The following is a 26,394-nucleotide window of genomic DNA, read 5'->3' as shown; positions in this document are numbered from 1 at the left end:
TCAGGCCTTGTACCCTAACTTTTACTAGACAACGCCCAGAACAAGTTATTAATAAATAAAAAAATGAGGTCACTCATCAAAACTGGTGACCTTTTCATCCTTTGCATCAGATATGGATGCAGCTATCATTTTGAATTTAGGTACTCCGGAACCACCGGTCTCAGAAGATACCAGTGCATTTGACCAGGGGCTGTTGTTCATGTATCCGATGCCTTCATGACTTTCTTCATAGCCGGAAGTTCTGAGATGCACAACAACCCTTCCGAAGTTGTTCTTAAGAACTGCCTTTCCCCCGCCCTTAAGCACCATCTTTTTCATGTCATCTTTATCCAGCAAAATGACCGCTGAACGTTCGGCATATTCATCCCCACATCCCGATGATTCAAGGGCTGTGCTTTGAAAGATATCTCTGTATGTTACTATTTTAATATCGTATTCAGGAGCTTTGAGGAATTGTCCAAATCCCATTTATAATTCCCCCATAATGCGTTCCAGTATTTCTGCATCACACATTCTATCAGTTTCAATGATGGCTTTGAGCTCCACTTCAACACCATCCATCCTGATAGCAGTTCCCCCACACTCCGAGCCTGCAGTAGCGGTAGGAATTGACACTTTTGCATTTCTGGAAGTCAGAGTATTGCAGGGGTCAATAGTGATGACTGGAATGTCCAACAGCTCTTTTGCAATACTGCCAGGAAGGCTTGACAGCGGGTCAGAACCTATTATAAGCGCTGCATCAACGGTTCTTGTCCTCAGTAATTCAACAACAGAACAGTGTGCCCCATGTTCAACATCATTCCCTGTGAATTTGACACGGTTTATGTATCCGGTTTCCTTATGCATGTTATGGTTGGACCCCCGCATATTATACTGACCTGCCATAGGGATGAGGTGGAAGTTGGAGACTTCATTGAGCTTATCCATTAATCGGACGAGCGGTTCAAGTTCCTCAAGGGAATAAACAAGGCCCAGACCAACACAGATCACTCCGAATTCAGCTTTTTTAAGCATATTCGCAAGTTCAAGTATCTTCTTCGGACCCATTCCGAAAGATACTTTCGGGACCTTGCCGGAAAGACCATCCGTGAGTGCATTAAGCAGCTCTTCATCCGCCTGTGGCGGTATCTGGTAGAACTTATCACCACAGATAATAGCAGTATCAGACTTCCTCACATCGATGCAAATAGCTGTACGGTCTTCTTCCCAGCCACGTTGTCTTTCTTTTCCACGAGGGAAATAGGTATATTTGGAGAGATGTCTCGGATGTGAGTTAGAGGGGTCTGCTCCCCAGTAGACAATTACATCTGCCTTGTCCTTTACTTCATCAAGTGTGCAGGTCCTTATCTTATTCTCAAGTATCGCTTCGACGACAGGCCCCTGGCAGAACGAGGAGGTGTCATCAAAATAAGCATCGGTCTTTTTTGCTACCTCAATAGCATTTTTCTGTGCCTGACTGGTCGAGTTCCCCATTCCAAAGATCACCGGAGAATCGGCTTCATTGAGTATTCGGGCAGCTTCTATAATAGCATCTTCAAGAGATGCAGGTGCGTCGTCGATCCTGCACTCAGCAGGTCTATTACATTCTTTCAGGCGAGCTACACCTTTTAGACATGCATTGTTCACCCTTGAGACCTTACCGTTCTCTAGCTCGACCTCTATATCATCACAGAGAAGTCCACAACCTGTGCAAACGTAATATTCATTTTCCATTTGTCTCACACCATGATCAGACGAATTCAATTGCTTTTGTGGGGCACGTAACGATGCAACCATTGCATAGTATCTTATTTTTTCCAAATCGGCGACACTGACTTACATTGGACAGACGTACAACACCATCTTCCACACGAAGGATCACATTATCACTGGTAGGTGCTTTTCCTGAACCTGCACCATAAGGATCTTCTGCCACATTAACAGGACATGCAACGACACAATTACCACATCCGATGCATTTTTCAGTATGCACGATCATACCAGACTCAGAAGCCTCTCCTGCAGGCGTGATGATCTCGGAAAGTTTTTCATAGTTCTCTTTGAACTTATCCTCTTTCAGAGGCGGGCAATCATCGACCACGACCTCTCTTGAAAGAAGTGCTGCTGCAAACGCCATACAGGTAGCTTTACCACACTGTTTGCAATTTGTTTTTGGTAGTAACTGGTATATTTCCAATGCATTTGTCATGAATTCACCTGAAAAATATTAAAAATAACGAAGGAAAGATATGTTATCTTTCGTTTCAGTCCTTTTTCTTAAAGAAAAGATCACAATGACAGGAGCCATCATCACTTATCTCGTCCTTGTGATAGATGCATGGACAGATTATCTTTTTGTCCTCCTGCTCATCACCGGTCACGATCCTGCAGGGACAGTAGTTCTTCCCATGTTTGTTCCTGTTCCTTGCCAGCCCTTCAAGAACAAGGTGCAATGACTCTTCGTCGGGATTTAACATATATCCAGCCTTATCGGCATATTTGGATGTCCATACGTGCATGTCTTCTTTAGTAGATTCATTATTTGTCATGTTTTTCACTTCTGATGGACTATTTCTGGATTGTTGCTCCAGTAAGTTATCAAGATGTTCCCGGAGTTTATCTTCGTTGGTGTAACCAACAACTTTTTCCCCCAGATCCCCACCTTTGAAGAAAAGAAGGGTAGGAACACCTAATATATTGAACCTTTTTCCGATTTCAGGTGAACCTTTAAGGTCAATCTTAATAAACTTTACCTTTGATTCGTATTCGCCTGCCATTTTTTCGAACACAGGACCCATCTTCTTACAAGGTGGGCATGTCTTTGTAAAGCAATCAACTACAACGGGCAATTCTGAATGTTCCACCTCTGCTTCAAAAGCAAGGGTATTTATCATGAAGAGATTCTTGTTCAACTCCTCAACCACGGGTTCATTAGATTTGACTTGCTTTTGCTTCCCGAAAATGCTTCCGATAAAACTTCCCAATCCCATTTATAACACCTTTTTTATCCAAAATACAATTTATGCTACCATTAATCATATGCACGTAAATTATTTAACATTGCACATTTGTGGATTAGGCTTCATTTAAATACTATCAGCTTATACAGAATTTATTATGTCGATGAAAAAGATTAGCAAAAAACAAGCGCAATATAGCGGATATGCAATATTTGTATTTATTTTTGTGCTGATAGCATTCCCCCTACTCATCCCCCTGGGTTTCAAAATGCTCATTCTTGTACCACTGGCTTTTGCTATAGGTATGGTCGGTTACTGGCTTGGTGGCTTAATTCACAGGAAAATGAGTGAATAAATCACTTATTGTTAAATGGCATTATTAAATAGACACACAAAGTAGAACTATAAAAAAAGCAATAAAGAAGAATGAACTATACATTCGAACGGATAATTAATACGTAAGATTAGTACGTGAAGTCATGACTGATGGTCAGAACTATTGGTTAGGATTGATGATGGCAAAGTTGATCCAAAATAAAATTAAAAAAATAGATTAAAGATCAAAGCTCAGCAGAAAAGATCGAATCCATATCATTTATCTTATAAAGATATTCAGACCCTAGATCCGTTATTGAATACTTGTTTGAAGTTTTTTCTACAAGACCAACATCCATCATCATGTTGATATACTGATCAGCCCTGTTAAAATTTAAGTTTGCATTATAAACTATTGCAGTTTTGGTCACCTGTGACTTCTTTACAACATTTAAAATATCTATCATGATTTCGATTTTTCCACGACGCATTTTCCCACACCACAGCTTTAATTCGATTTAATTATCCCCATTCAATCTTGGCTATACTTTTATTTAAAGGTTACGAAATGCTTATATATACTCATCATAATCATTAGGAGAAATTTTAATAGCTCATTACTTTCAGTTCAAACACATATAAACAGCATCATACGACATATTAATGTGTGGTAGAATTCACTCCGCATCCATTTTTAATCGAAAAATAAAGCCTCTTATTGCCATATTTGAATTAAAAAAAGGTTTAAGGTTTACACGATCTGCTTCACCTATAAAAAAAAGCAAACCAAAAATTAGTCCCCTCAGTACCGCATGTGTTAGATAATACAAGAAATAAAAGTAAAATCGTCTGTAAGCTTATAATTGGCAAGGTAAATACGGACGTTCTGGATTTCCATAGATCAAATATATCGGGTTTTTGGAAGATGTAGCATGATTTAAAAAAACGCTATCATCTTCCCAATTATATGGAGCTTTGTTTGTTTTACTATTCTTTTTCAAATGAAATTTTGCATTTACTTTTTACGCTTAACAATGATAATTGCGCCTACCAATGATACCAGTATCAAACCGAATAGTCCAGTAACAAGTGTAGAGGACTCTGCTTCTGATGATGGCACATTCTCGTTTGTAGTTTCAATTTCAGCCCCATCTCCTGCTAAAGCAACGCTTTCAAATGTATTTTCTTCATCTGAACTTATCTCTTCTGAATCATCAAATGATGAAGAAGATGAACTAAAACTTGAGGACCCACTTGAAGATCCGGCAACTTTTTTATCAGTTGGATTTTCACTTACATCAGGAGCTGATGATACAAGGGTTGTAGCTAGTGTAGCTCCCGGGACGGCATTTGTGAGGTCAACGAGGTCTGTTTCGACACCATTCACATAGAACTTAAGATTCTCATAATCATCGGGTTCACTGGTTATTAACAACCGGTTAGTAGGTAAATCGCCATATACTCCTTCAGATTCTACGATGGTTGTACCAACTGTCTTTTCCCCAAGTTTGACTGTAATTTCAGTTCCCACAGGTGCTAATTCTCCATCAATTGTAACTTCTCCTCCCATACTTAACGGAAATGATGGAATAGCTTCAGAAGCAGCACTTACAGGGATCGTTGCCATTGCAAATAATAATAGGAATATCTGTAAGATTATTGTGTATTTTGTAAAGCTCTTTTTCTGGATCATATAATCACCCTTTAATAAAAAAATAAATTAGGCGAGTTAAAAACTCACCTGTATTTTTCGACTTTCGGTCTCATACCTCCATTAGAACCCTGCAAGGAGATCTTCCTGAGTTACAAATACCCAGAATCCCTCATATGGGCTCATATCGAAGACGTCTGTTCCTACATGGACACCAGCGATAACTCCAGTTTGACCATTGTGGCCTATCTGTTCATAGGTCGCGGTTGCAGGGTCATAAGGACCTTTGACCTGCGTGTAAGATTCGTCTATCGAACCAAGTGCAATTTCAGCTGGCAGAACAGTCATGGAATCGGTATAACCGATAGCATTCCATCCTGGATACACTGTCATTACAGGTGGCACAGATGGTGTAATTGGTTCAAGAAGCTCGCTTGAGATCAGCTGATCAGCGCTTTCGTTGCTCTCGATCCAGTATGCTTTCAGTGGCTCGAAGTCGGTAGGTATTTCCCAGATACCGCCTGAATTGTTCCAGTACATCAGATTAGTGTAGTTGATATCCGCAAGGACAAAGTCAACACTGCTGTTGTTCAGTTCGAATGGTACTGATATGAAGTTCCAGTTAGGCTCGATCACAATACCTGGTTCTGGGCCTACTTCCTCCACTACATCCATCTCTGTTTCACAGTCGATTGTCTGGAGTCCAGGAGCTGCTACTGCGAGGTCGAACTCACCATTAAATGTGTACGTACCCAGTGCTGCATCTCCAGGGATCGTGACATCATAGGTTACCTGTGCGCCAGGTGCTGAGTTGGCATCGATCCAGCTTACTGTATTTGCATCAACGATTGATCCACCATTAGATGGATTGCTTACGACCCATCCTGCAGGTGCATTGTCCTCGATAACGGTCTTGTCGGCGCCATCAAGTGTGATGTCCAGAATCACAGTTATTGTTTCACCTGGGACGGCACTTACTGGAAGGTCTCTGCAGACATTTGATTCAGTAGGTTCTGGTATATCGCCTGCTACGACATTCATCTGTGTGTCACAGTCGATTGGCTGAACTCCAGGAGCTGCTACTGCGAGGTCGAACTCACCATTAAATGTGTACGTACCCAGTGCTGCATCTCCAGGGATCGTGACATCATAGGTAAACTGTGCGACACCTGGTGCTGCGTTGCTGTCAATCCAGCTTACTGTATTTGCATCAATGACAGATCCACTACCGGATGGATTGCTTACGACCCATCCTGCAGGTACATTGTCCTCGATAACGGTCTTGTCGGCACCATCAAGTGTAATGTCCAAGATCACAGTTATTGTTTCACCTGGGACGGCACTTACTGGAAGATCTCTGCAGACATTTGATTCAGTAGGTTCTGGTTCTCCATCTGGTGCTGCAATGACATTCATCTGTGTGTCACAGTCGATTGGCTGAACTCCAGGAGCTGCTACTGCAAGGTCGAACTCACCATTAAATGTGTACGTACCCAGTGCTGCACTTCCAGGAATTGTGACATCATAGGTAAACTGTGCGACACCTGGTGCATTGTTACTGTCAATCCAGCTTACTGTATTTGCATCAATGACAGATCCACTACCGGATGGATTGCTTACGACCCATCCTGCAGGTACATTATCTTCGATGACGGTCTTGTCGGCGCCATCAAGTGTTATGTCCAGAGTCACAGTTATGGTGTCACCTGGGTTGGCATTTGTTGGAAGGTCTCTGCAGACATTAGGAGCTGCTGCTGCTGCTGAGATCATCGAGAATGTCAATAGACACACTAAACTTAGGATTCCAAACATTTTGATATTTTTGGATATTTTCATATTGAACCCCCCATAAATTGAATGAGAGAGATATTTCATCTCCCTACACTCAATTCACAGTTTTATGCGCAGTATGATCCACCTGTGCGGTATAGATCAATTAGTTCACTTACAACTCCAATGCTGATTTGTGTTGCGCGGTAGTCATCGATTGCGTTGCTTACTTCACCAATGCTGATCATGCCATCCTGATTTGCATCATATGCATGGTATTCACATTCATCATCAGGTTCTTCACCATTCTCGCAGATAAGTTCTGGTGGGATGAAGAGTCTGATATCCTGGTGGGTCACAGCGAAGTCATCTTCACAGAACTCATCATCGATGCTCAGGTAAAGAGCGTCAACACAGGTCCAGTCACCACTGCAGTCGTTATCAAACATACTGACTGTGAATGGTGTGCTTTCGCATGGCAAGTCTACACATGGGTCATTGCCGTCAATATCTACGTATGGCACAACAGCCAAGAGGTCAAGATCAGACACTGTAACGTAGAGGTCTGAAGGCATCAAAGTGTCACCGAGGTCAAGATCATGCTGAGTCATGACTTTAGTGTTGTTTGGATAGAATGCTTCCTTGATGCTAACATCAGTAAGTCTGACATCATAGAGAGTTACATCGCCGGATTCATCCATATCAATGTACACGTGGTCGACGCCTTCGGTGAATTCACCGTCATTGTTCCTGTCGACGAACATTATGAGGTCGTAGTTACTGAATACATAAGTAACTGCATACTCAACATCAATGTCAGCACATGTTACTTTGGTACCACATTCTGGCCAGTCTTCCATTCCAAAGAATGGACTGTTTGGATCATTCACAGGCACATAGAGTCTGAGGTCACCTACTGTTACACCAAGATCCATGATTTCGTCAGTGATCTGCTGGATGTAGAGTTTATCTGGACAGGTCCAGGTTCCGGTACAATCAGAGTCAATGTATCCGAGATACATGTTCAGTGGGTTGTATGAATCGCCTAGACCAATGCCTTTGAGTACATCGTCAACATCAGCATCGTTGGATTCTACAACTGACCATGCATCGTATACGAATGCGTTAGGGAATCCTGGAAGGAAAGATTCGACTTCAACCAACCTTATATCGCCTGCATCCACAACATCATTGTCAGCAACGTCAATGTAGACTGCGTCGCCGAGAGTGTATCCCTCGAGACCATCTGTCTCAACATACCTGACAAGAGTCTGGTCTGCCCATGTAAGGTCATGTCCAAGATCGAATTCATCACATACTTTTACCTTGGTGTTTGGTCCATAGTGTGTGGAGACCTCTGTAAGTCTGACATCACCAAAGGATACAAAATTGTCAGCATCCATATCAACATACCATTCAGTTTCGCCACCAAAGGTGTAGTATGCGAGCTGTGCATTGAGGTTCTGCATTAACATGTAGGTTGCATCGTGGTCACCCTGTACGACCTTTGTACCACATTCAGGGATACAGTCATCGTCTGCAGGGATGTAGACTCTGGTGTCACCAATAGTGACTACTTCATCAAATCCTTCTGCTCCCTCTACTGATCTTACTGCCACTGAATCTACTACTTCTGTGTGAGGCTGAATGAGGTAGAGTTTGTCATCAAGGCTCCAGTCGTTGCTGTCATCTGCATCTACCCATTTCATGAGTTCAGATGCTACACCATTACCGATTGCGAAAAGCTCCATTCCCTTAGCTGGGTGAGCAGCATTTACTCTGTCCCATGCATTTCCATAGGTTCCCTGTGCCTCTACAAATTCACCGGCATCGAACTCTTCAAGGGAGTAGACATCGACCGCTGCGATATCTGTCTGGAGTATGTCACCGACAGAAACAAAACCATCATCATCAAGATCATAGACTACACCATCATAAAGATCATACATACCGTTGTCATTGACATCGACGTATGATATTGGAGCATCGTATACAGTCTCAATTACATCGAGGTTGTCCATGTCGTTTGGCATGACCTTGGTGTTAGGCTCGTAATTTGTATGCCAGTTGGAAAGACGGACATCATTTGCTGTAATGATCTCCTGACCCTGACCATTTGTGTCGAATTCCATGTCAACATATACATATCCATGGATTGTCTTTACAATCCGGGCTTCTGAGTCATAAAGTACAAAAGTAGTTTCTTTGTCACATTGTTCAACTGGGGTGCCACATGGCTTTGCCCAGCAACATACTTCTTCTGCTGGCTCTTCTTGTCCAGTTCCTGGTGCAATTGCTATACCAGACATAGCAAGGCATAACATTGCAACAATAAGAATTGTTTTAATTTGCATTCCTTTTACCTCCAACTTGAGATTTCGTTTCATTCAGAGCGGTCAAAATGGATGCAGTTTACCTGGACATATTATGTGTCCTGGTGAAAGGTCTTTTTGATCCTCCAATAAGGAGGTTAACATATCAAATACAGTAAACACTCTCGCAACGTACCAAATTACGATAGCCAAACTGCACCATACCCGTACCACTACAATACTAAGTTGTCTAGCGGAGGATATAAACTTCAAAGAACACAAAATTCGAATGAGAAGTAAGTATTGCTAGTAAGTACTTGTGGTAAGGGTCAAAAGATTTTAAGAATTAGATGCTCGGTGATATTTGGATGTATATGGAGCAACATATTTATTGTTAAAGAAAATCCCCATTCATCGATGAACAAAACCTGCTGAATGCTCCAAACATCTACTATCGATCACACCAATGATCCTTACAGGATAAAAAAGATGATTTCAAATTCAAAACAAATACAAGGATAAGCAATAGAATCAAAAAGCTCATTATTGACAAAATCAGTAATTTGAACTAGACACCTGTAAAAAAAAGCAAACCAAAAATTAGTCCCCTCAGTACCGCATGTGTTAGATAATACAAGAAATAAAAGTAAAATCGTCTGTAAGCTTATAATTGGCAAGGTAAATACGGACATTCTGGATTTCCATCGATCAAATCTATCGGGTTTTGGAAGATGTAGCATGATTTAAAAAAACGCCATCATCTTCCCAATTATATGGAGCTTTGTTTATTTTACTTTTTTTCAAATGAAATTTTGCATTTATTTTTTGCGCTTAACAATGATAATTGCGCCTACCAATGATACCAGAATCAAACCGAATAGTCCAGTAGCAAGTGCAGAGGACTCTGCTTCTGATGATGGCACATTCTCGTTTGTAATTTCAGTTTCAGCTCCATCCCCTGCTAAAGCAATGCTCTCAACTGAATTTTCCTCATCTGAACTATCCAGAACTTCTGAATCATCAAATGATGATGAAGATGAACTTGATGATGGATATGAACCAAAACTTGAAGATCCGGCAACTTTTTTATCAGTTGGATTTTCACTTACATCAGGAGCTGATGATACAAGGGTTGTAGCTAGTGTAGCTCCCGGGACGGCATTTGTGAGGTCAACAAGATCTGTTTCGACACCATTCACATAGAACTTAAGATTCTCATAATCATCGGGTTCACTGGTTATTAACAACTTGTTAGTAGGTAAATCGCCATATACTCCTTCAGATTCTACGATGGTTGTACCAACTGTCTTTTCCCCAAGTTTGACTGTAATTTCAGTTCCCACAGGTGCTAATTTTCCATCAATTGTAACTTCTCCTCCCATACTTAACGGAAATGATGGAATAGCTTCAGAAGCAGCACTTACAGGGATCGTTGCCATTGCAAATAATAATAAGAATATCTGTAAGATTATTGTGTATTTTGTAAAGCTCTTTTTCTGGATCATATAATCACCCTTTAATAAAAAAATAAATTAGGCGAGTTAAAAACTCACCTGTATTTTTCGACTTTCGGTCTCATACCTCCATTAGAACCCTGCAAGGAGATCTTCCTGAGTTACAAATACCCAGAATCCCTCATATGGGCTCATATCGAAGACGTCTGTTCCTACATGGACACCAGCGATAACTCCAGTTTGACCATTGTGGCCTATCTGTTCATAGGTCGCGGTTGCAGGGTCATAAGGACCTTTGACCTGCGTGTAAGATTCGTCTATCGAACCAAGTGCAATTTCAGCTGGCAGAACAGTCATGGAATCGGTATAACCGATAGCATTCCATCCTGGATACACTGTCATTACAGGTGGCACAGATGGTGTAATTGGTTCAAGAAGCTCGCTTGAGATCAGCTGATCAGCGCTTTCGTTGCTCTCGATCCAGTATGCTTTCAGTGGCTCGAAGTCGGTAGGTATTTCCCAGATACCGCCTGAATTGTTCCAGTACATCAGATTAGTGTAGTTGATATCCGCAAGGACAAAGTCAACACTGCTGTTGTTCAGTTCGAATGGTACTGATATGAAGTTCCAGTTAGGCTCGATCACAATACCTGGTTCTGGGCCTACTTCCTCCACTACATCCATCTCTGTTTCACAGTCGATTGTCTGGAGTCCAGGAGCTGCTACTGCGAGGTCGAACTCACCATTAAATGTGTACGTACCCAGTGCTGCATCTCCAGGGATCGTGACATCATAGGTTACCTGTGCGCCAGGTGCTGAGTTGGCATCGATCCAGCTTACTGTATTTGCATCAACGATTGATCCACCATTAGATGGATTGCTTACGACCCATCCTGCAGGTGCATTGTCCTCGATAACGGTCTTGTCGGCGCCATCAAGTGTGATGTCCAGAATCACAGTTATTGTTTCACCTGGGACGGCACTTACTGGAAGGTCTCTGCAGACATTTGATTCAGTAGGTTCTGGTATATCGCCTGCTACGACATTCATCTGTGTGTCACAGTCGATTGGCTGAACTCCAGGAGCTGCTACTGCGAGGTCGAACTCACCATTAAATGTGTATGTACCCAGTGCTGCACTTCCAGGAATTGTGACATCATAGGTAAACTGTGCGACACCTGGTGCTGCGTTGCTGTCAATCCAGCTTACTGTATTTGCATCAATGACAGATCCACTACCGGATGGATTGCTTACGACCCATCCTGCAGGTACATTGTCCTCGATAACGGTCTTGTCGGCACCATCAAGTGTAATGTCCAAGATCACAGTTATTGTTTCACCTGGGACGGCACTTACTGGAAGATCTCTGCAGACATTTGATTCAGTAGGTTCTGGTTCTCCATCTGGTGCTGCAATGACATTCATCTGTGTGTCACAGTCGATTGGCTGAACTCCAGGAGCTGCTACTGCAAGGTCGAACTCACCATTAAATGTGTACGTACCCAGTGCTGCACTTCCAGGAATTGTGACATCATAGGTAAACTGTGCGACACCTGGTGCATTGTTACTGTCAATCCAGCTTACTGTATTTGCATCAATGACAGATCCACTACCTGATGGATTGCTTACGACCCATCCTGCAGGTACATTATCTTCGATGACGGTCTTGTCGGCGCCATCAAGTGTTATGTCCAGAGTCACAGTTATGGTGTCACCTGGGTTGGCATTTGTTGGAAGGTCTCTGCAGACATTAGGAGCTGCTGCTGCTGCTGAGATCATCGAGAATGTCAATAGACACACTAAACTTAGGATTCCAAACATTTTGATATTTTTGGATATTTTCATATTGAACCCCCCATAAATTGAATGAGAGAGATATTTCATCCCCCTACACTCAATTCACAGTTTTATGCGCAGTATGATCCACCTGTGCGGTATAGATCAATTAGTTCACTTACAACTCCAATGCTGATTTGTGTTGCGCGGTAGTCATCGATTGCGTTGCTTACTTCACCAATGCTGATCATGCCATCCTGATTTGCATCATATGCATGGTATTCACATTCATCATCAGGTTCTTCACCATTCTCGCAGATAAGTTCTGGTGGGATGAAGAGTCTGATATCCTGGTGGGTCACAGCGAAGTCATCTTCACAGAACTCATCATCGATGCTCAGGTAAAGAGCGTCAACACAGGTCCAGTCACCACTGCAGTCATTATCAAACATACTGACTGTGAATGGTGTGCTTTCGCATGGCAAGTCTACACATGGGTCATTGCCGTCAATATCTACGTATGGCACAACAGCCAAGAGGTCAAGATCAGACACTGTAACGTAGAGGTCTGAAGGCATCAAAGTGTCACCGAGGTCAAGATCATGCTGAGTCATGACTTTAGTGTTGTTTGGATAGAATGCTTCCTTGATGCTAACATCAGTAAGTCTGACATCATAGAGAGTTACATCGCCGGATTCATCCATATCAATGTACACGTGGTCGACGCCTTCGGTGAATTCACCGTCATTGTTCCTGTCGACGAACATTATGAGGTCGTAGTTACTGAATACATAAGTAACTGCATACTCAACATCAATGTCAGCACATGTTACTTTGGTACCACATTCTGGCCAGTCTTCCATTCCAAAGAATGGACTGTTTGGATCATTCACAGGCACATAGAGTCTGAGGTCACCTACTGTTACACCAAGATCCATGATTTCGTCAGTGATCTGCTGGATGTAGAGTTTATCTGGACAGGTCCAGGTTCCGGTACAGTCAGAGTCAATGTATCCGAGATACATGTTCAGTGGGTTGTATGAATCGCCTAGACCAATGCCTTTGAGTACATCGTCAACATCAGCATCGTTGGATTCTACAACTGACCATGCATCGTATACGAATGCGTTAGGGAATCCTGGAAGGAAAGATTCGACTTCAACCAACCTTATATCGCCTGCATCCACAACATCATTGTCAGCAACGTCAATGTAGACTGCGTCGCCGAGAGTGTATCCCTCGAGACCATCTGTCTCAACATACCTGACAAGAGTCTGGTCTGCCCATGTAAGGTCATGTCCAAGATCGAATTCATCACATACTTTTACCTTGGTGTTTGGTCCATAGTGTGTGGAGACCTCTGTAAGTCTGACATCACCAAAGGATACAAAATTGTCAGCATCCATATCAACATACCATTCAGTTTCGCCACCAAAGGTGTAGTATGCGAGCTGTGCATTGAGGTTCTGCATTAACATGTAGGTTGCATCGTGGTCACCCTGTACGACCTTTGTACCACATTCAGGGATACAGTCATCGTCTGCAGGGATGTAGACTCTGGTGTCACCAATAGTGACTACTTCATCAAATCCTTCTGCCCCTTTTACAGCGTCTAATTGTTCAACTGCGCTTGCTACAAGTCTGTGAGGCTGAATGAGGTAGAGTTTGTCATCAAGGCTCCAGTCGTTGCTGTCATCTGCATCTACCCATTTCATGAGTTCAGATGCTACACCATTACCGATTGCGAAAAGCTCCATTCCCTTAGCTGGGTGAGCAGCATTTACTCTGTCCCATGCATTTCCATAGGTTCCCTGTGCCTCTACAAATTCACCGGCATCGAACTCTTCAAGGGAGTAGACATCGACTGCTGCGATATCTGTCTGGAGTATGTCACCGACAGAAACAAAACCATCATCATCAAGATCATAGACTACACCATCATAAAGATCATACATGCCGTTGTCATTGACATCGACGTATGATATTGGAGCATCGTATACAGTCTCAATTACATCGAGGTTGTCCATGTCGTTTGGCATGACCTTGGTGTTAGGCTCGTAATTTGTATGCCAGTTGGAAAGACGGACATCATTGGTCGTAATGATCTCCTGACCCTGACCGTTAGTGTCGAATTCCATATCAACATATACATAGCCGTGGAGTGTCTTTACAATCCGGGCCTCTGAGTCATAAAGTACAAAAGTAGTTTCTTTGTCACATTGTTCAACTGGGGTGCCACATGGCTTTGCCCAGCAACATACTTCTTCAGCTGGCTCTTCTTGTCCAGTTCCTGGTGCAATTGCTATACCAGACATAGCAAGGCATAACATTGCAACAATAAGAATTGTTTTAATTTGCATTCCTTTTACCTCCAACTTGAGATTTCGTTTCGTTCAGAGCGGTCAAAATGGATGCAGTTTACCTGGACATTTATGTATATCCTGGTGAAAGTTTAGATCCTCCACTAAGGGAGAAAATATCAAATACAGTAAACACTCTCGCAACGTACCAAATTACGATAGCCAAACTGCACCATACCCGTACCACTACAATACTAAATTATCCAGCAGAGAATATAAACTTCCAAGAACACAGGGTTCGGATGAAGAGTTAGTATGCCTGGTAAGTACTCGTAGTAAGTGTCAAATAATTTTAATGATGATAGATGCAATCGTAATTCGATGAATGTGGAGCAGCATCTTCTTTTGCTAAGAGAAAATGAAAACCAAAACCGATATTAACAGTTGAATGTTGCAGATAGATCAGGATCATTAAAAAATAAGTTGAATAATAATTGACTGCTGAAACTTGTTCAATTGTATAATGTAGAAGGGTATATTCAAAGAATATCATCATCATCCAGTTTAACATCCAGTACTGGAAGTTCTACAGGTTCACCATCTGCATTGTAGCATTGCCAGCTATTTTCATCGTATGGATAGCCAACAATAATATGACAGTTGCCTGTTTTGCCAAATAGTCTCAGGTCTGCATCAGATGGTCTTATATTAGGCCCTGGATGGCTGTGAACCGATCCGACAGATGAAACATTAGGCATCATAAAGAGCTTTATGACAGCATTTATCTCGCTGGATTCTGTTCCAGGCAGTATGAGGATCTCTGTGATCACTCCATCTTTTGCCTGCAACAAGCCGGCAAATTCATTCGGAGAGGATGATTCGCTTACCTTCAGAATAAAATCCAGAGTATCACTGGCAATACCTTTTATTTTCATAGTTAGAAATTGTTTTAGAAGATATTTGAACTTTGCTGAATCATTGTAAAAAATATGATCTGCTTAGAATACAATTTCATTGTAACATCGACCTTTTTTAGAACAATAGCACATACATCCCTGCAGAAATAATTGCACCTGCAAAAGTAGCTACGAAATTTACACCACTATTGGTCAACAAGCCCCTACTCTGTAGTGTTGCTCCAAGCAGACTATCGATGTTCGTACCCAAAAATCCTCCAACGACCGTTATTACCAGAGCTGCATAAAAGTTGTCGACCATTGCGAACATGATAGCGAAAATTGCAATTATTGCGGACCCGCCGATCGATGAAAGCTCACCAAGGAATGTCACCCCGCCATCGATCCCGGTTTGCACGCGCTTCAGATTTGTTATCATCCTTGGCTGCTGTTGTGCCGTCGTACCGATCTCACTTGCAAGAGTATCGCCAGCAGCTGTTGCTACTGTGCCAAGATATGCAAATATTATCAGTTCGCCGTACTGGGGATAGATACCATACGCAATAGCAAGTATAAGGGCAGCTGTGCTGTTACTGAACACGTTTTCGTATGTTCGAACCCCACCTTTTCCTTCTGCGATGCCCATTGATTCCTTGAGCTTGTACTTATATTTGGTGAACATTCCACCAAGAATGAAAAATGTCAGAAGGAGGATGAACCAATAGATGTTACTGAATGCGATTATCAGTACACCGATAAGGGTTGCACTAAGGGAAGCAGAGATATCAGCTATCTTTGCATAGTATGCCAGATAACCGAGGAACATCGAAAAGAGAAGTGCGAACAATACTTGGTTTGTTGGGATCGAATATCCAAATGAGAAGAACAACCACATTGCCATACCTGAACCAAGTGGGATAGATATGTTCTTATCTATCTTTGAAGGGATCGATTCGAACAATCCGGCAGTTATCGAACCTATCACTGCCACGAAGAATATCATATTATAGGATATATTCGCACCCTGCCAGTAGACTATCCAAAAACCAGCTAGTGATGCAAAGATTATTCCGACTATAAGCATCGTAATGCTTGAGGGTATGAAATTTATCCTCAGCTCATCATTTTTGAGATCGCCTTCCGGAGATCCTCCCTTAGTGAGGGGCATGTATGTTGATTCCTTATGGCAGCGAACCAACGTTGCAGACCCTAATCCTATCGTCGAGATGGCAACGACCTGTCCTACAACGAATATCGGATAGTTGCAGGCAAAGGAATCAAGTACGAAACTTACCATGAACAGTGTTAGGATCGAAGCGACAAATGCCTGTGTTGATCTCGTCCTGAGCATCGTGCCAAGACTTTTCAATAGATGAGGCTTGATCTCAAGATACCTGAAAGCAATAAGCATAACCAGAAATATGATTATCAGAACATTAACCTTAAGAAAAGGGAATGCAAGGAACGTGAACATGAAGATCATCGACAGTACCAACTGCCCGTGTGCACATGGATCGTTCCTTTTGATAAAATCCGGTATCAAATTCATCTCGGTGTCCTATATTGTAGGTATATTATTATAGTTTATTGATTAAAATTTTATTAAAGGTCAATATCGAAATGTTCTGCAATGGAAATGAACACACCCCCAAGGTCTTTGTATAGCTCTATTGCATATCCATCAAGGGGCGTTTCCATATTGTTCACAATAACAAGATTTCCCCCATTTCCAATTGTGTAAAGTGGCAAACTGGCAGCAGGTTGAACCACAAGGGTCGATCCGAGAACCAATAGAAGATCAGCCTTTGAACTTTCTTCAATTGCTTTTTCAATTACATCCTGCTTTAGCAGTTCCCCATAGAAAATAATGTCAGGTTTTATCAGTCCCCCACATTCATTACAGATCGGGACCTCTTCTATTCTAAGCAAGGCTACAATAAATTCGTAAGTATATTTCTTTCCGCAGGTAAGGCAGGAATGTTCTTGTGGAGAACCATGGACTTCAATGACATTCTTTGAACCAGCCTTCTGGTGCAACATGTCAATATTTTGGGTTATTATAGTTTTTATTATCCCTCTACCTTCAAGTCTAGAGAGCACCTTATGTACGATACTTGGTTGTCTGTGTTCAAGATCGTAGATGAGGTCCTTTGAATGTCCGTAAAAATATGATGGTTCTTTCTTGAAGTGGTCGATAGAGAAAATGAGGTCAGCATCAAATTCATTATATATTCCGGAACTTCCCCGAAAGTCCGGAATACCTGAAAATGTTGATACTCCTGCACCTGTAAGGACAACACAATATCTGGAGTTCTCCAGAAGGCTGAATAACTCTTTCATAGATAGATTCCAACTTTCATCATATAAAAATCATTATAGCACCTGCATATGTTGTCCTATTACTTTCTCTCTTGACCGGAAATAATTATCCTTATCGAAAATAGTATTAACTTTAAAGTTAGTAGAGTGCTTCAGAAACAGTAAAGGAGAATTAAAGGATATGGCATCAAAGACACTTCCATTCACAAAAGAACAGATACTGGAAATAAAGGAGCAGTTTCCAACCCCATTCCATATCTATGATGAAAAGGCGATCATAGCCAATGCAAGAAAACTCAAGGATGCTTTTAGTATAGTAGAAGGCTTCCAAGAGTTCTTTGCTGTTAAGGCACTCCCAAACCCCTACATACTCAAGGTACTGAAAAAAGAAGGCTTTGGTGCTGATTGCAGTTCACTTCCTGAGCTTCTGCTTGCAGAGAAGACAGGTATTGTTGGCGAGAATATTATGTTCAGTTCTAACGATACTCCTGCAGAGGAATTTGTCAAGGCCAAAGAACTTGATGCGATCATTAATCTTGATGATATCAGTCATATCGAGTTCCTTGAAAAAGAAGCAGGGCTTCCTGAGCTTGTTTGTTTCAGGTTCAATCCCGGCCCATTGAAGGGAGGGAATGCCTTCATTGGAAATCCAGAAGAAGCAAAGTATGGATTTACAAAAGAGCAGCTTTTTGAAGGATACAGAATTCTGAAAGAAAAAGGTGTCAAGCGTTTTGGTCTTCACACAATGGTGGCATCGAACGAACTCGAACCATCATATTTTGTCGAGACGGCAAAACTGCTCTTTGAAGTCATAGTTGAGATCTCAAAAGAGCTTGATATTCGTTTCGATTTCGTCAATCTTGGTGGCGGAATAGGTATCCCATACAGACCAGACCAGGAAGCTGTTCCTTATCACGTCATCGCAGAAGGCGTACGTGATGAATATGAGAAGAGCATCAAGGCGAACGGTCTTGACCCGTTGAAGATATACCTTGAATGTGGTAGGACTATCACAGGCCCTTACGGATATCTTGTCACTGAAGTAAGGCATCTTAAACATATCTACAAGGACTATGTCGGAACCGATGCATGCATGGCAAATCTCATGAGACCGGGACTTTACGGTGCTTACCACCACATAACCGTTCTTGGAAAGGAGAGCGAACCGGAAGACCATCTTTATGATGTTACAGGTTCACTCTGTGAGAACAACGATAAGTTCGCAATTGACAGGATGCTCCCTGAAATAGAGCGTGGTGACCTTCTTGTGATCCATGATTCCGGAGCTCACGGCCATGCAATGGGATTCAACTACAACGGTAAACTCCGTTCTGCTGAATTACTGTTAAGAGAGGACAACAGCGTTGTCCAGATCAGAAGAGCAGAAACAATTGAAGATCACTTTGCAACCCTTGACCTTGATGGTCTTGAGGATTTCAGCTGAACTTAGATGAATCTATGCATATTCTGAAAACTCAATTTCAGTATATGCATTTTTTTGTTCTCTTTTATTTTAGTTATCAGAAAAGGTATTCTTTGCTTTTAAAAAAAAGGAATGGACCTTTGAGTTCTCATTCCTTTACTGAATTTGTTTCCAGCAGGTCTTCACCATCATACCATCTGCTTGGCAGTTCATACACGATCGCTGGATCATATTCATCCGGCGTAAAGAACTTTGTCCCTCTGTCGTCAAGCGCTGCTATGAAGTCAGGATCGAGTACATCCAGCTTCTTGCGTTCAGTTTCCGCAGAAACCGATTCTCCCACCCTATAATGTGCAAACCTTTTGTTATACAATGCAGAAGCAGCATTTGGATCGATAGATAGTGCCTTTTCGTAGTATGTTATTGCGGTCTCCACATCACCGAGTATATTGGCTATATATCCGAGGTTATACCATGCTGTGATACTATTTGGTTGCAATTCAACAGCTTTGAGGTAGAACTGTGTCGAACCTGAGTAACTACTTGTCAGATAAGCCAAATTACCCTTGTTGTACCATGCAGCAGCATCGTATGGATTTATGGCAATTACCTTATCATAATGGTCCATTGCGCCGGTATAATCTCCAATCATATATAGGTTGAAACCTTTCCTGCTCAATGCGAGACTGTTCGCCGGTTCATTTGACAGAACGATATCGTAGCAATCATTCGCATCCTTGTAAAGCCCAAGCTTTTCGTAAACATTGCCCTTCTTCATAAGCACCGATGAATCGTTTACTTTCAACGTCAATACTTCATCATAATTAATGATCGCATCTTCAAAGCGTCCAAGACCCTCTAGTGCAAGAGACTGTTCAAGTAGCACTTCAATGTTCTGTGGATCTGATACAAGGAACTTATCATAGGAATACACAGCTTCCTCGAAATTTCCAAGATTATAGGAAGCAGCTCCCCTAAGATACCATGCTTCAGTGTTACCTTTATCAATCGTTAGAAGTTTGTTGTAAGAAGCCAGTGAATTTCTATAAAGACCGATCTTATCATAAGCTTGACCTTTCTGAAGCAAGGCGGCCTTGTTTTCCGGATCGATCTTTAAGAGGCTGTCATACGCCTGGATCGCATAATAATAATTACTTGACTTGTAGGCGTTCTGTGCGAGAGCGAACCAGGCATCTTTATAGCTGCTGTCGATATCAACGGCTTTTTCGTAATCGTTTATTGCTCTGGACCTATCTCCAAGCATTTCATATGTCTGCCCTCTCATATACCAAGTAGTACTGGAGTTTGGCTTGATCAATATCGCTTTATTGTATGATGACAGAGCATCAACATAACTTCCTGATGAAAATAAAGAACCACCTTTGGCAACCCATGCATCGTGTCCATCGGGAACGACACCAATAAGATCCAACTCATTCTGTTCCATTATGGCTTTATCATAATCATTAATGCCTGAGATACTCTTTATGATCTCAAAAATATCTATAATAGGACTTATATCCTGTTTCGGAATGGTAGATGAATGGTTTGATCTTTCAACTCGACTGATATCTGCCTCCATCTGGAAACTTGCAGCAGAATTGGAAGCATCTAATGAAATAGCAGTACTGTAGCTTCCGATCGCATCTTGATACAAGCCGAGCTTGTCAAGTGCTCTTCCCTTTCTATAGTAGGCATCTGAAAAAGTAGAGCTCTGCCCAATGACCTGATCGTATGCAGCGATCGCTTCGCTGTGTTCATCCATATGGGCAAGATCAAGACCAAGTGCATACCATGCAAGTGTGAACTGTGGATCTATTTCTACAGCTTTCTTATAACAGGAAACAGCCTCTGAATACCTTCCAGTAGTATCAAGGTCATATCCTTTCTGATACCACACATTTGCACTGGATGGGTCTCTTTTCAATGCTTCAGTGTAGCATATGATAGCTGCATTATAATTTCCTAATTTATCGAGTACAATAGCTTTTTTATACCATACGATCGCATGTTTTGGATCATTTTCAAGAACCTTGTCAAAGCTAAGGACTGCTTCGTCATAGTCCCCTAGTTCAAGATAAAGAGTACCTTTGTCGTACCATATCTTTGCAGAATCACTATTAAATGAAGGAGTCGCCACAAAAGATCCAGCAAGCTGACTGGTGTTCAATCTTGCTATTGCTGGATTGGATGCATATATTTTAGCAATGTTGTCCGGATTGATCTTCAATGCACTATCATAACTGACCAGTGCTTCATCGAACCTTCCAACTTTATTGAGAACAAGTCCCTTTTTGTGCCATGCATCAAGATTGTCAGGATCGAGCAATATAACTTGTTCAAAACTGTTTATTGCTTCGAAATAATTGCCAGTAGCTTCAAATGCAACCCCAAGGTTGAACCATGCTTCTGCGTTGTAAAGATCAAGAATAAGTACTTCCTTATAAGCGATGATCGCATCTTCCTTTTTATCGAGCTTGTCATAGTCAAGCGCCTTGTTCCACCATGCATTCACATCGTTGGGCTCGAACTCTATCGCTTTGTCATAGGATACAATAGCTTCTTCATAGAGACCAAGGCTATCATATGCCTGTCCTCTTGAGTACCAGATGGTCGTATTATCAGGATCTACCTGTAGTGCTTCATCATAAAATGCAATAGCTTGTTCCGACTTACCGTCTTCTGCAAAGTTAATACCTTTTTCATAAAGGGTTGCTGAATGCTCAAGCTGTATCTCAATGAATTTTTCATAAAGTAGAATTGCTTCTTCAGTCCTTCCAAGTCCTTCAAGAGACTTGGCTTTATGATACAGTATCATTGATTCGTCAACTCCAAGCTCTTCTACAATGGAAGTTGTGGAAGTTGATCCGTTCAATTCGCTTGTTTCATTCAGAGTGATGTTTGAAATATATCTAGTAAGGTACATAAGAGCTCTATCATATGTATCAATAGCAGCTCCATAATCTCCTTTTTTTTCCAGTGCTATGCCTTTTTTAGTAAGAATAAGTGGAGACTCGGGTTGTAACATTAGAATATGATCGTAAGTGGTAATAGCCCCATCATAATCTCCTAAAAGAAATTGAGCTGCGGCCTTATTTTCCAGTGCAATTCGGGAATCGGGATCGGATACAAGTGCAAGATCATATTTCGCAATTGCCCTATCATAGGTTCCATTCAATGTCAGAGCCACACCCTCATCATTGAAGGATCTGGCATCATACCCCATACATTGAGCAGGAATACTTGTTACTAATATTATAGTAATTATAACTAGACTAAATGCCGATTTATTCATTAATGTACCACCCCAAGATAAAAATAAATCACAGATATATCTCACTTTTTCATATATAAATATTATTCTTGATCAAATGTTTCTATCTTCTAAAATATTATATAGATTCCATTTGTCCCTTTTTAAAAAAGTTATAAAATATATATGTAATATTTATTTATGAGTGTATACCAGAATTGCACAACATGATCAGACACCACCACAGCCTGATCATTTCATTAAAAATATGATAGTCCTACTTTTATTTCTCACTCTTCTGTGCCATCAAGTATTTCGTCATATGCATCTGTCCAGTGTAATTGTGATCCGGCTGCTATGAACATTGCAATGGAAATCGATTCGGCTATTTCGCTTTCAGTTGCACCTTTCTCTTTTGCCCTTTCTGAATGGATCTTTACACATTTTTCGCAGCGCATAAGAACTGCTGATGCAACTGCAATAAGTTCTTTTGTTTTTATGTCAAGCGCGTTTGCCCTGAATATAGCAGATCGCAGATCTCCAAAGGCTTTAGAAGCTTCTGGCATTTTATCATCTAAGAATGTCATATATAGACCTCCATAATTAAGATTGTTTCAATTATTGTTTTTTTCGATAGTGAACATATGACTTTGTATATAACTTATACATAGCTTTTTCCACCATCATGTTTTGGAAGTCAACAATGACAGGAATATTGTATCTACATACTAGTACATTCTCAGAACTTTAATTTTTAGAAGGAGGATGTATTAAGACATATCAGAAAGATTTAAAAAAATGTATGCGTTATTCAGAGACCAAAATCTGCAAGGAAATTCACAAAATCCTGATATTTATCCAGAAAAGCTCTCCCCTTATCTGTAAGCGAATAGATCTTCCTTTTTTCCTTATAAGGTTTAACTTCAATAAGTCCTTTTTTTTCAAGATCGTTCACATATTCTTCGAACATCTGAAAAGAAAGATTTGAGAACCTTTGGAGTTTTGTTGGACTGATGGAGTTATTGGATTCGCGTATAACTTTAAGAATATCCCTTATGATCTCCAGACGGCTTCTTTTCTGGAAAGGTTTCATATTGTTAGAATGCGACTCCATTTTCTAATACCTTTAAGGATAATTATGTAAGCGGTAATTGTAAGCCCATTTATAAAAATTGTCGCAATGCTGGACTCTGCTATGAGGTCTGCAAAAATCCCCAAAAAATTCAATGTAAAAAGCATGATAAGCCCTAGATAATATGGATGCTTTATTGACCCCATCCTTCCGGAAGACCTAAGATTGCTCTTAATTAATAATAGTATCAAAGCAAAAATTAAACCTTTATAGACCATTCCCACTGCAAATCCATATGCTTCGCTCAATAAACTATAGAGAATCAGATCTATGAATACAAAGAACATCAGACCTATGAAAAATAATGCTTTGATTACCCTCTTTGTCGAGATGGAATCAAAATGCCTCCATGTAATTGTGTAAAGCAATTCAGACCTGGCTATCCAAAATCCAAATAAAGCAAGGACCAATGCAGGTACTCCCACAATAAGAAAAAAATATGTTCCTATTAAAATGGAGAATTTCAGCATTATAAATGAGATCACAACTGTAAGGAATGAAAGATTCCCTATTCCAAAGAACAAAAAAGCGTTCTTGAAATGTTTAAGTCCCTGATACTGACTGATAGAATATATCTTCGAGATCTCCAGGTATATCATCAGTGCAAGAATCGCCATCAATGGATATGAGATCAGATCAAGCACAATATCTGTTGTAGTATAGCTCGAATTGATCTCGGTAGATAGATCCAATAGCTCTTGTGGTATTGTTGAATTAAGAACGCTTAGATCCATGGTTGTAGCTATAATCTGGGTAATATATAAAGAAAATGTAGTTGAACTATATTTTTCAACTACCCCTTGCTTTTATACACGTACAATTAGTATGCAAGATATGACAGAACCGCTGATAGAATTTCGTGATGTCTGGAAGATATACCAAATGGGTGAAGTGCAGGTAGATGCCCTGAAAAAAGTTAGTATCGAGATAGAATACGGCGAGTTCACTGCTATCATCGGCCCTTCCGGCAGTGGTAAATCCACAATGATGAACCTTGTAGGATGTCTTGATGTCCCTTCCAAAGGTGATATTTTCTTAAAGTCCAGAAATATAGCAGATATGACCGAATCCGATCTTTCAACTCTCAGGGGCAAGACCATCGGTTTTGTTTTCCAGCAGTACAACCTAATTCCCGGAATGACAGCTCTTGAGAATGTCCTCCTTCCATTGGAGATACAGGAAGTTGAAGATGACATTGCTCTGGAAAAAGCAACCGAAGCCCTTGAACTTGTAGGATTGTCTGACAAACTGAACAACAGACCAAGCCAGCTTTCAGGTGGACAACAACAACGTGTCTCAATTGCACGTTCCCTGGCATGCGACCCTGAACTTATTCTTGCGGATGAGCCCACCGGCGCTCTGGATAGTAAGACCGGACGTGATGTAATGGGGATCCTCTATCGTTTGTGGAAAGAGAAAGGTAAGACCGTAGTGATGGTGACCCACGACATGGACCTTGCACAATACGCTGCAAGACATATCGTTCTAAAGGACGGTATGGTGGTTCACGATGAGATAAATGACAATTCATCGAAGATCGATGATCAAAATAATAATATTTGAAAAAGGAGACCTTGCTATGAAATTAAAATTCATCATTAAAATAATGATCCTCTGCATGGTCATTATAGTGCCCTTCGGGCAAAGTGCCATGGCAATAAATGCCCTTGATAAAGGAATAATGGTAGATATGCTCAACCAGAAACCTGATCCTGTAAAACCGGGTGATGTCCTTGAAATAAGGTATTCCATCCAGAATACCGGTTCAAGTGAAACAGGAAACCTTGTTGTTGAAGTAGTTCCAAAATATCCATTCAAGAAAGTATCAGGCTCGAGTCTCATTGAAAATGTAGGAAAATTGGGAAGGCGTTATGAGGATGATAGAAGCAAGGTCGTAAAATTTGAAATGCTTGTTGATAACAATGTCAATGCAGGCCAGTATCCCCTAGAAGTGCTGGTATATGAACAAGGCAACAAAGACAATATCTGCATTTCCCGTGAGTTCTATATCGATGTTGATAGTGAATCAAATGCTGAGATAGAATCCATCAGCCTTGAAAAACTGGTACCTGGCAAGAAAACGAATCTGTCATTCGTGGTAAAGAATGTTGGTAACTCTCCGCTAAAGAACGCAATGTTCTCCTGGGAAAGCACAAGCGACCTTATTTTGCCTGTCGGCTCAAGTAATGTGAAATACATCAATTTTATTGATATCGATGGGAATGCAACAGTTGATTTTCAGGTGTTGACCAATGTTAACACTAAGCCTGGCTTGTATAAACTTGATATGAAACTCACTTATGATGATGTCGAAGAACTACAAACAATAACACAGGCTGGAACACTTGAGAACCAGAAACGTAAGACCATTGAAAGTAAAGCAGGCATCTACATTGGAGGTGGAACGGATTTCGACATCCTATTCGTTGAACAGACCATGGGTGGAGAATATTCATTCTCAATATCCAACATTGGTAACAATCGGGCGAGTTCAGTTACCGTATCCATTCCTGAGCAAGAGGGATGGAGTATGAGGAGTGGTTCTAATTCTGTAGTTCTGGGCAGTCTTCAGAAAGGTGATTATACACTTGCAGATTTTGGATTGATCCCTGACAACTATGGCGAGTCCTTGCCTTTGAAATTCCAGATAGCCTATACTTCAAGTGATGGAGAAAGAGAGTTACAGGACAAGGAATTGTCAGTTTATGCATCAAGGCCTGATGCATCACAAAGCGCTGTTAAGAGCAATTCTTCAGGAGGTATCAACAATTTACTTCTTCTGACACTTGCGCTTCTTGGTGGTGCAGGTTTTGTTATATATAAGAAGAAAAAGCTCTGATAGGTCCGTTCCTGA

Annotated in this window: 22 protein-coding genes and 1 pseudogene; 4 read left to right on the top strand and 19 right to left on the bottom strand. The window is 41.1% G+C overall.

What is annotated here, in order from left to right:
- Nucleotides 1-69: 69 nt before the first annotated feature.
- The 5 genes and pseudogenes from AC20MK_RS05220 to AC20MK_RS05200 form a co-directional block, all read right to left on the bottom strand.
- The gene (locus tag AC20MK_RS05220) at nucleotides 70-468 is read right to left on the bottom strand and encodes a formylmethanofuran dehydrogenase (RefSeq protein WP_487356921.1); all 399 of its coding nucleotides are present in this window, start codon (nucleotides 466-468) and stop codon (nucleotides 70-72) included.
- Entirely contained in the window at nucleotides 469-1,713 is a 1,245-nt protein-coding gene (locus tag AC20MK_RS05215) for a formylmethanofuran dehydrogenase subunit B (RefSeq protein ID WP_487356920.1), read from the bottom strand.
- 16 nt (nucleotides 1,714-1,729) lie between these two features.
- The gene (locus AC20MK_RS05210; protein ID WP_487356919.1) at nucleotides 1,730-2,188 is read right to left on the bottom strand and encodes a (Fe-S)-binding protein; all 459 of its coding nucleotides are present in this window, start codon (nucleotides 2,186-2,188) and stop codon (nucleotides 1,730-1,732) included.
- 55 nt (nucleotides 2,189-2,243) lie between these two features.
- Nucleotides 2,244-2,528 (bottom strand): ferredoxin-thioredoxin reductase catalytic domain-containing protein, encoded by a 285-nt coding sequence (locus AC20MK_RS05205; RefSeq protein ID WP_487357066.1) that lies wholly within the window; start codon nucleotides 2,526-2,528, stop codon nucleotides 2,244-2,246.
- A gap of 57 nt (nucleotides 2,529-2,585) precedes the next feature.
- A pseudogene (locus AC20MK_RS05200) lies at nucleotides 2,586-2,873 on the bottom strand (thioredoxin family protein); the annotation flags it as partial.
- Nucleotides 2,874-3,102: 229 nt separating this feature from the next.
- Here AC20MK_RS05200 and AC20MK_RS05195 point away from each other — a divergent pair.
- Complete coding sequence (locus AC20MK_RS05195; RefSeq protein ID WP_487356918.1) at nucleotides 3,103-3,294, top strand: hypothetical protein; 192 nt, start codon at nucleotides 3,103-3,105, stop codon at nucleotides 3,292-3,294.
- Between the two features lie 205 nt (nucleotides 3,295-3,499).
- Here the strand turns inward: AC20MK_RS05195 and AC20MK_RS05190 are convergent, their stop codons facing one another.
- The 10 genes from AC20MK_RS05190 to AC20MK_RS05145 all read right to left on the bottom strand — a co-directional run bounded on the left by AC20MK_RS05190 (nucleotide 3,500) and on the right by AC20MK_RS05145 (nucleotide 17,753).
- The gene (locus AC20MK_RS05190) at nucleotides 3,500-3,745 is read right to left on the bottom strand and encodes a winged helix-turn-helix domain-containing protein (protein WP_487356917.1); all 246 of its coding nucleotides are present in this window, start codon (nucleotides 3,743-3,745) and stop codon (nucleotides 3,500-3,502) included.
- Nucleotides 3,746-4,269: 524 nt separating this feature from the next.
- Complete coding sequence (locus AC20MK_RS05185; protein WP_487356916.1) at nucleotides 4,270-4,947, bottom strand: hypothetical protein; 678 nt, start codon at nucleotides 4,945-4,947, stop codon at nucleotides 4,270-4,272.
- 81 nt (nucleotides 4,948-5,028) lie between these two features.
- Entirely contained in the window at nucleotides 5,029-6,741 is a 1,713-nt protein-coding gene (locus AC20MK_RS05180) for a COG1361 family protein (RefSeq protein ID WP_487356915.1), read from the bottom strand.
- A gap of 62 nt (nucleotides 6,742-6,803) precedes the next feature.
- Nucleotides 6,804-9,029 (bottom strand): hypothetical protein, encoded by a 2,226-nt coding sequence (locus AC20MK_RS05175; RefSeq protein ID WP_487356914.1) that lies wholly within the window; start codon nucleotides 9,027-9,029, stop codon nucleotides 6,804-6,806.
- Between the two features lie 776 nt (nucleotides 9,030-9,805).
- Nucleotides 9,806-10,492 (bottom strand): hypothetical protein, encoded by a 687-nt coding sequence (locus AC20MK_RS05170; RefSeq protein ID WP_487356913.1) that lies wholly within the window; start codon nucleotides 10,490-10,492, stop codon nucleotides 9,806-9,808.
- An 81-nt stretch (nucleotides 10,493-10,573) separates the two neighbouring features.
- Nucleotides 10,574-12,286 (bottom strand): COG1361 family protein, encoded by a 1,713-nt coding sequence (locus tag AC20MK_RS05165; protein ID WP_487356912.1) that lies wholly within the window; start codon nucleotides 12,284-12,286, stop codon nucleotides 10,574-10,576.
- 62 nt (nucleotides 12,287-12,348) lie between these two features.
- On the bottom strand, nucleotides 12,349-14,577 hold the full coding sequence (locus AC20MK_RS05160) for a hypothetical protein (protein ID WP_487356911.1): 2,229 nt from the start codon (nucleotides 14,575-14,577) through the stop codon (nucleotides 12,349-12,351).
- A 479-nt stretch (nucleotides 14,578-15,056) separates the two neighbouring features.
- Entirely contained in the window at nucleotides 15,057-15,452 is a 396-nt protein-coding gene (locus AC20MK_RS05155; protein WP_487356910.1) for a Mov34/MPN/PAD-1 family protein, read from the bottom strand.
- A gap of 97 nt (nucleotides 15,453-15,549) precedes the next feature.
- Nucleotides 15,550-16,962, bottom strand: a complete 1,413-nt coding sequence (locus AC20MK_RS05150; RefSeq protein ID WP_487356909.1) for a TIGR00297 family protein — start codon at nucleotides 16,960-16,962, stop codon at nucleotides 15,550-15,552.
- A gap of 53 nt (nucleotides 16,963-17,015) precedes the next feature.
- Entirely contained in the window at nucleotides 17,016-17,753 is a 738-nt protein-coding gene (locus AC20MK_RS05145; RefSeq protein ID WP_487356908.1) for a Sir2 family NAD-dependent protein deacetylase, read from the bottom strand.
- Nucleotides 17,754-17,913: 160 nt separating this feature from the next.
- Between AC20MK_RS05145 and AC20MK_RS05140 the strand changes: the two genes are divergently transcribed.
- Nucleotides 17,914-19,176: a diaminopimelate decarboxylase gene (locus tag AC20MK_RS05140; protein WP_487356907.1), complete on the top strand. Its 1,263-nt coding sequence runs from the start codon at nucleotides 17,914-17,916 to the stop codon at nucleotides 19,174-19,176.
- A 127-nt stretch (nucleotides 19,177-19,303) separates the two neighbouring features.
- On the opposite strand, the gene AC20MK_RS05135 is transcribed toward AC20MK_RS05140, so the two are convergent.
- The 4 genes from AC20MK_RS05135 to AC20MK_RS05120 all read right to left on the bottom strand — a co-directional run bounded on the left by AC20MK_RS05135 (nucleotide 19,304) and on the right by AC20MK_RS05120 (nucleotide 24,274).
- A complete protein-coding gene (locus tag AC20MK_RS05135; protein ID WP_487356906.1) occupies nucleotides 19,304-22,450 on the bottom strand; it encodes a tetratricopeptide repeat protein in 3,147 nt (1,048 codons plus the stop codon).
- 248 nt (nucleotides 22,451-22,698) lie between these two features.
- A complete protein-coding gene (locus AC20MK_RS05130; protein WP_487356905.1) occupies nucleotides 22,699-22,995 on the bottom strand; it encodes a carboxymuconolactone decarboxylase family protein in 297 nt (98 codons plus the stop codon).
- Nucleotides 22,996-23,219: 224 nt separating this feature from the next.
- Nucleotides 23,220-23,501: an Sso10a family chromatin protein gene (gene sso10a, locus AC20MK_RS05125; protein WP_487356904.1), complete on the bottom strand. Its 282-nt coding sequence runs from the start codon at nucleotides 23,499-23,501 to the stop codon at nucleotides 23,220-23,222.
- Nucleotides 23,498-24,274 (bottom strand): hypothetical protein, encoded by a 777-nt coding sequence (locus AC20MK_RS05120; RefSeq protein ID WP_487356903.1) that lies wholly within the window; start codon nucleotides 24,272-24,274, stop codon nucleotides 23,498-23,500. The genes sso10a and AC20MK_RS05120 overlap by 4 nt, the downstream gene beginning before the upstream one ends.
- Before the next feature lie 91 nt (nucleotides 24,275-24,365).
- On the opposite strand from AC20MK_RS05120, the gene AC20MK_RS05115 reads away from it, so the two are divergent.
- Both AC20MK_RS05115 and AC20MK_RS05110 read left to right on the top strand, forming a co-directional pair.
- Entirely contained in the window at nucleotides 24,366-25,103 is a 738-nt protein-coding gene (locus AC20MK_RS05115) for an ABC transporter ATP-binding protein (RefSeq protein WP_487356902.1), read from the top strand.
- A gap of 16 nt (nucleotides 25,104-25,119) precedes the next feature.
- Nucleotides 25,120-26,379, top strand: a complete 1,260-nt coding sequence (locus AC20MK_RS05110; RefSeq protein WP_487356901.1) for a COG1361 S-layer family protein — start codon at nucleotides 25,120-25,122, stop codon at nucleotides 26,377-26,379.
- The last annotated feature ends 15 nt before the right edge of the window (nucleotides 26,380-26,394 follow it).

It is taken from the genome of Methanococcoides sp. DA23, assembly GCF_057593895.1.
This window is presented reverse-complemented; position numbering and strand designations above follow the sequence as displayed.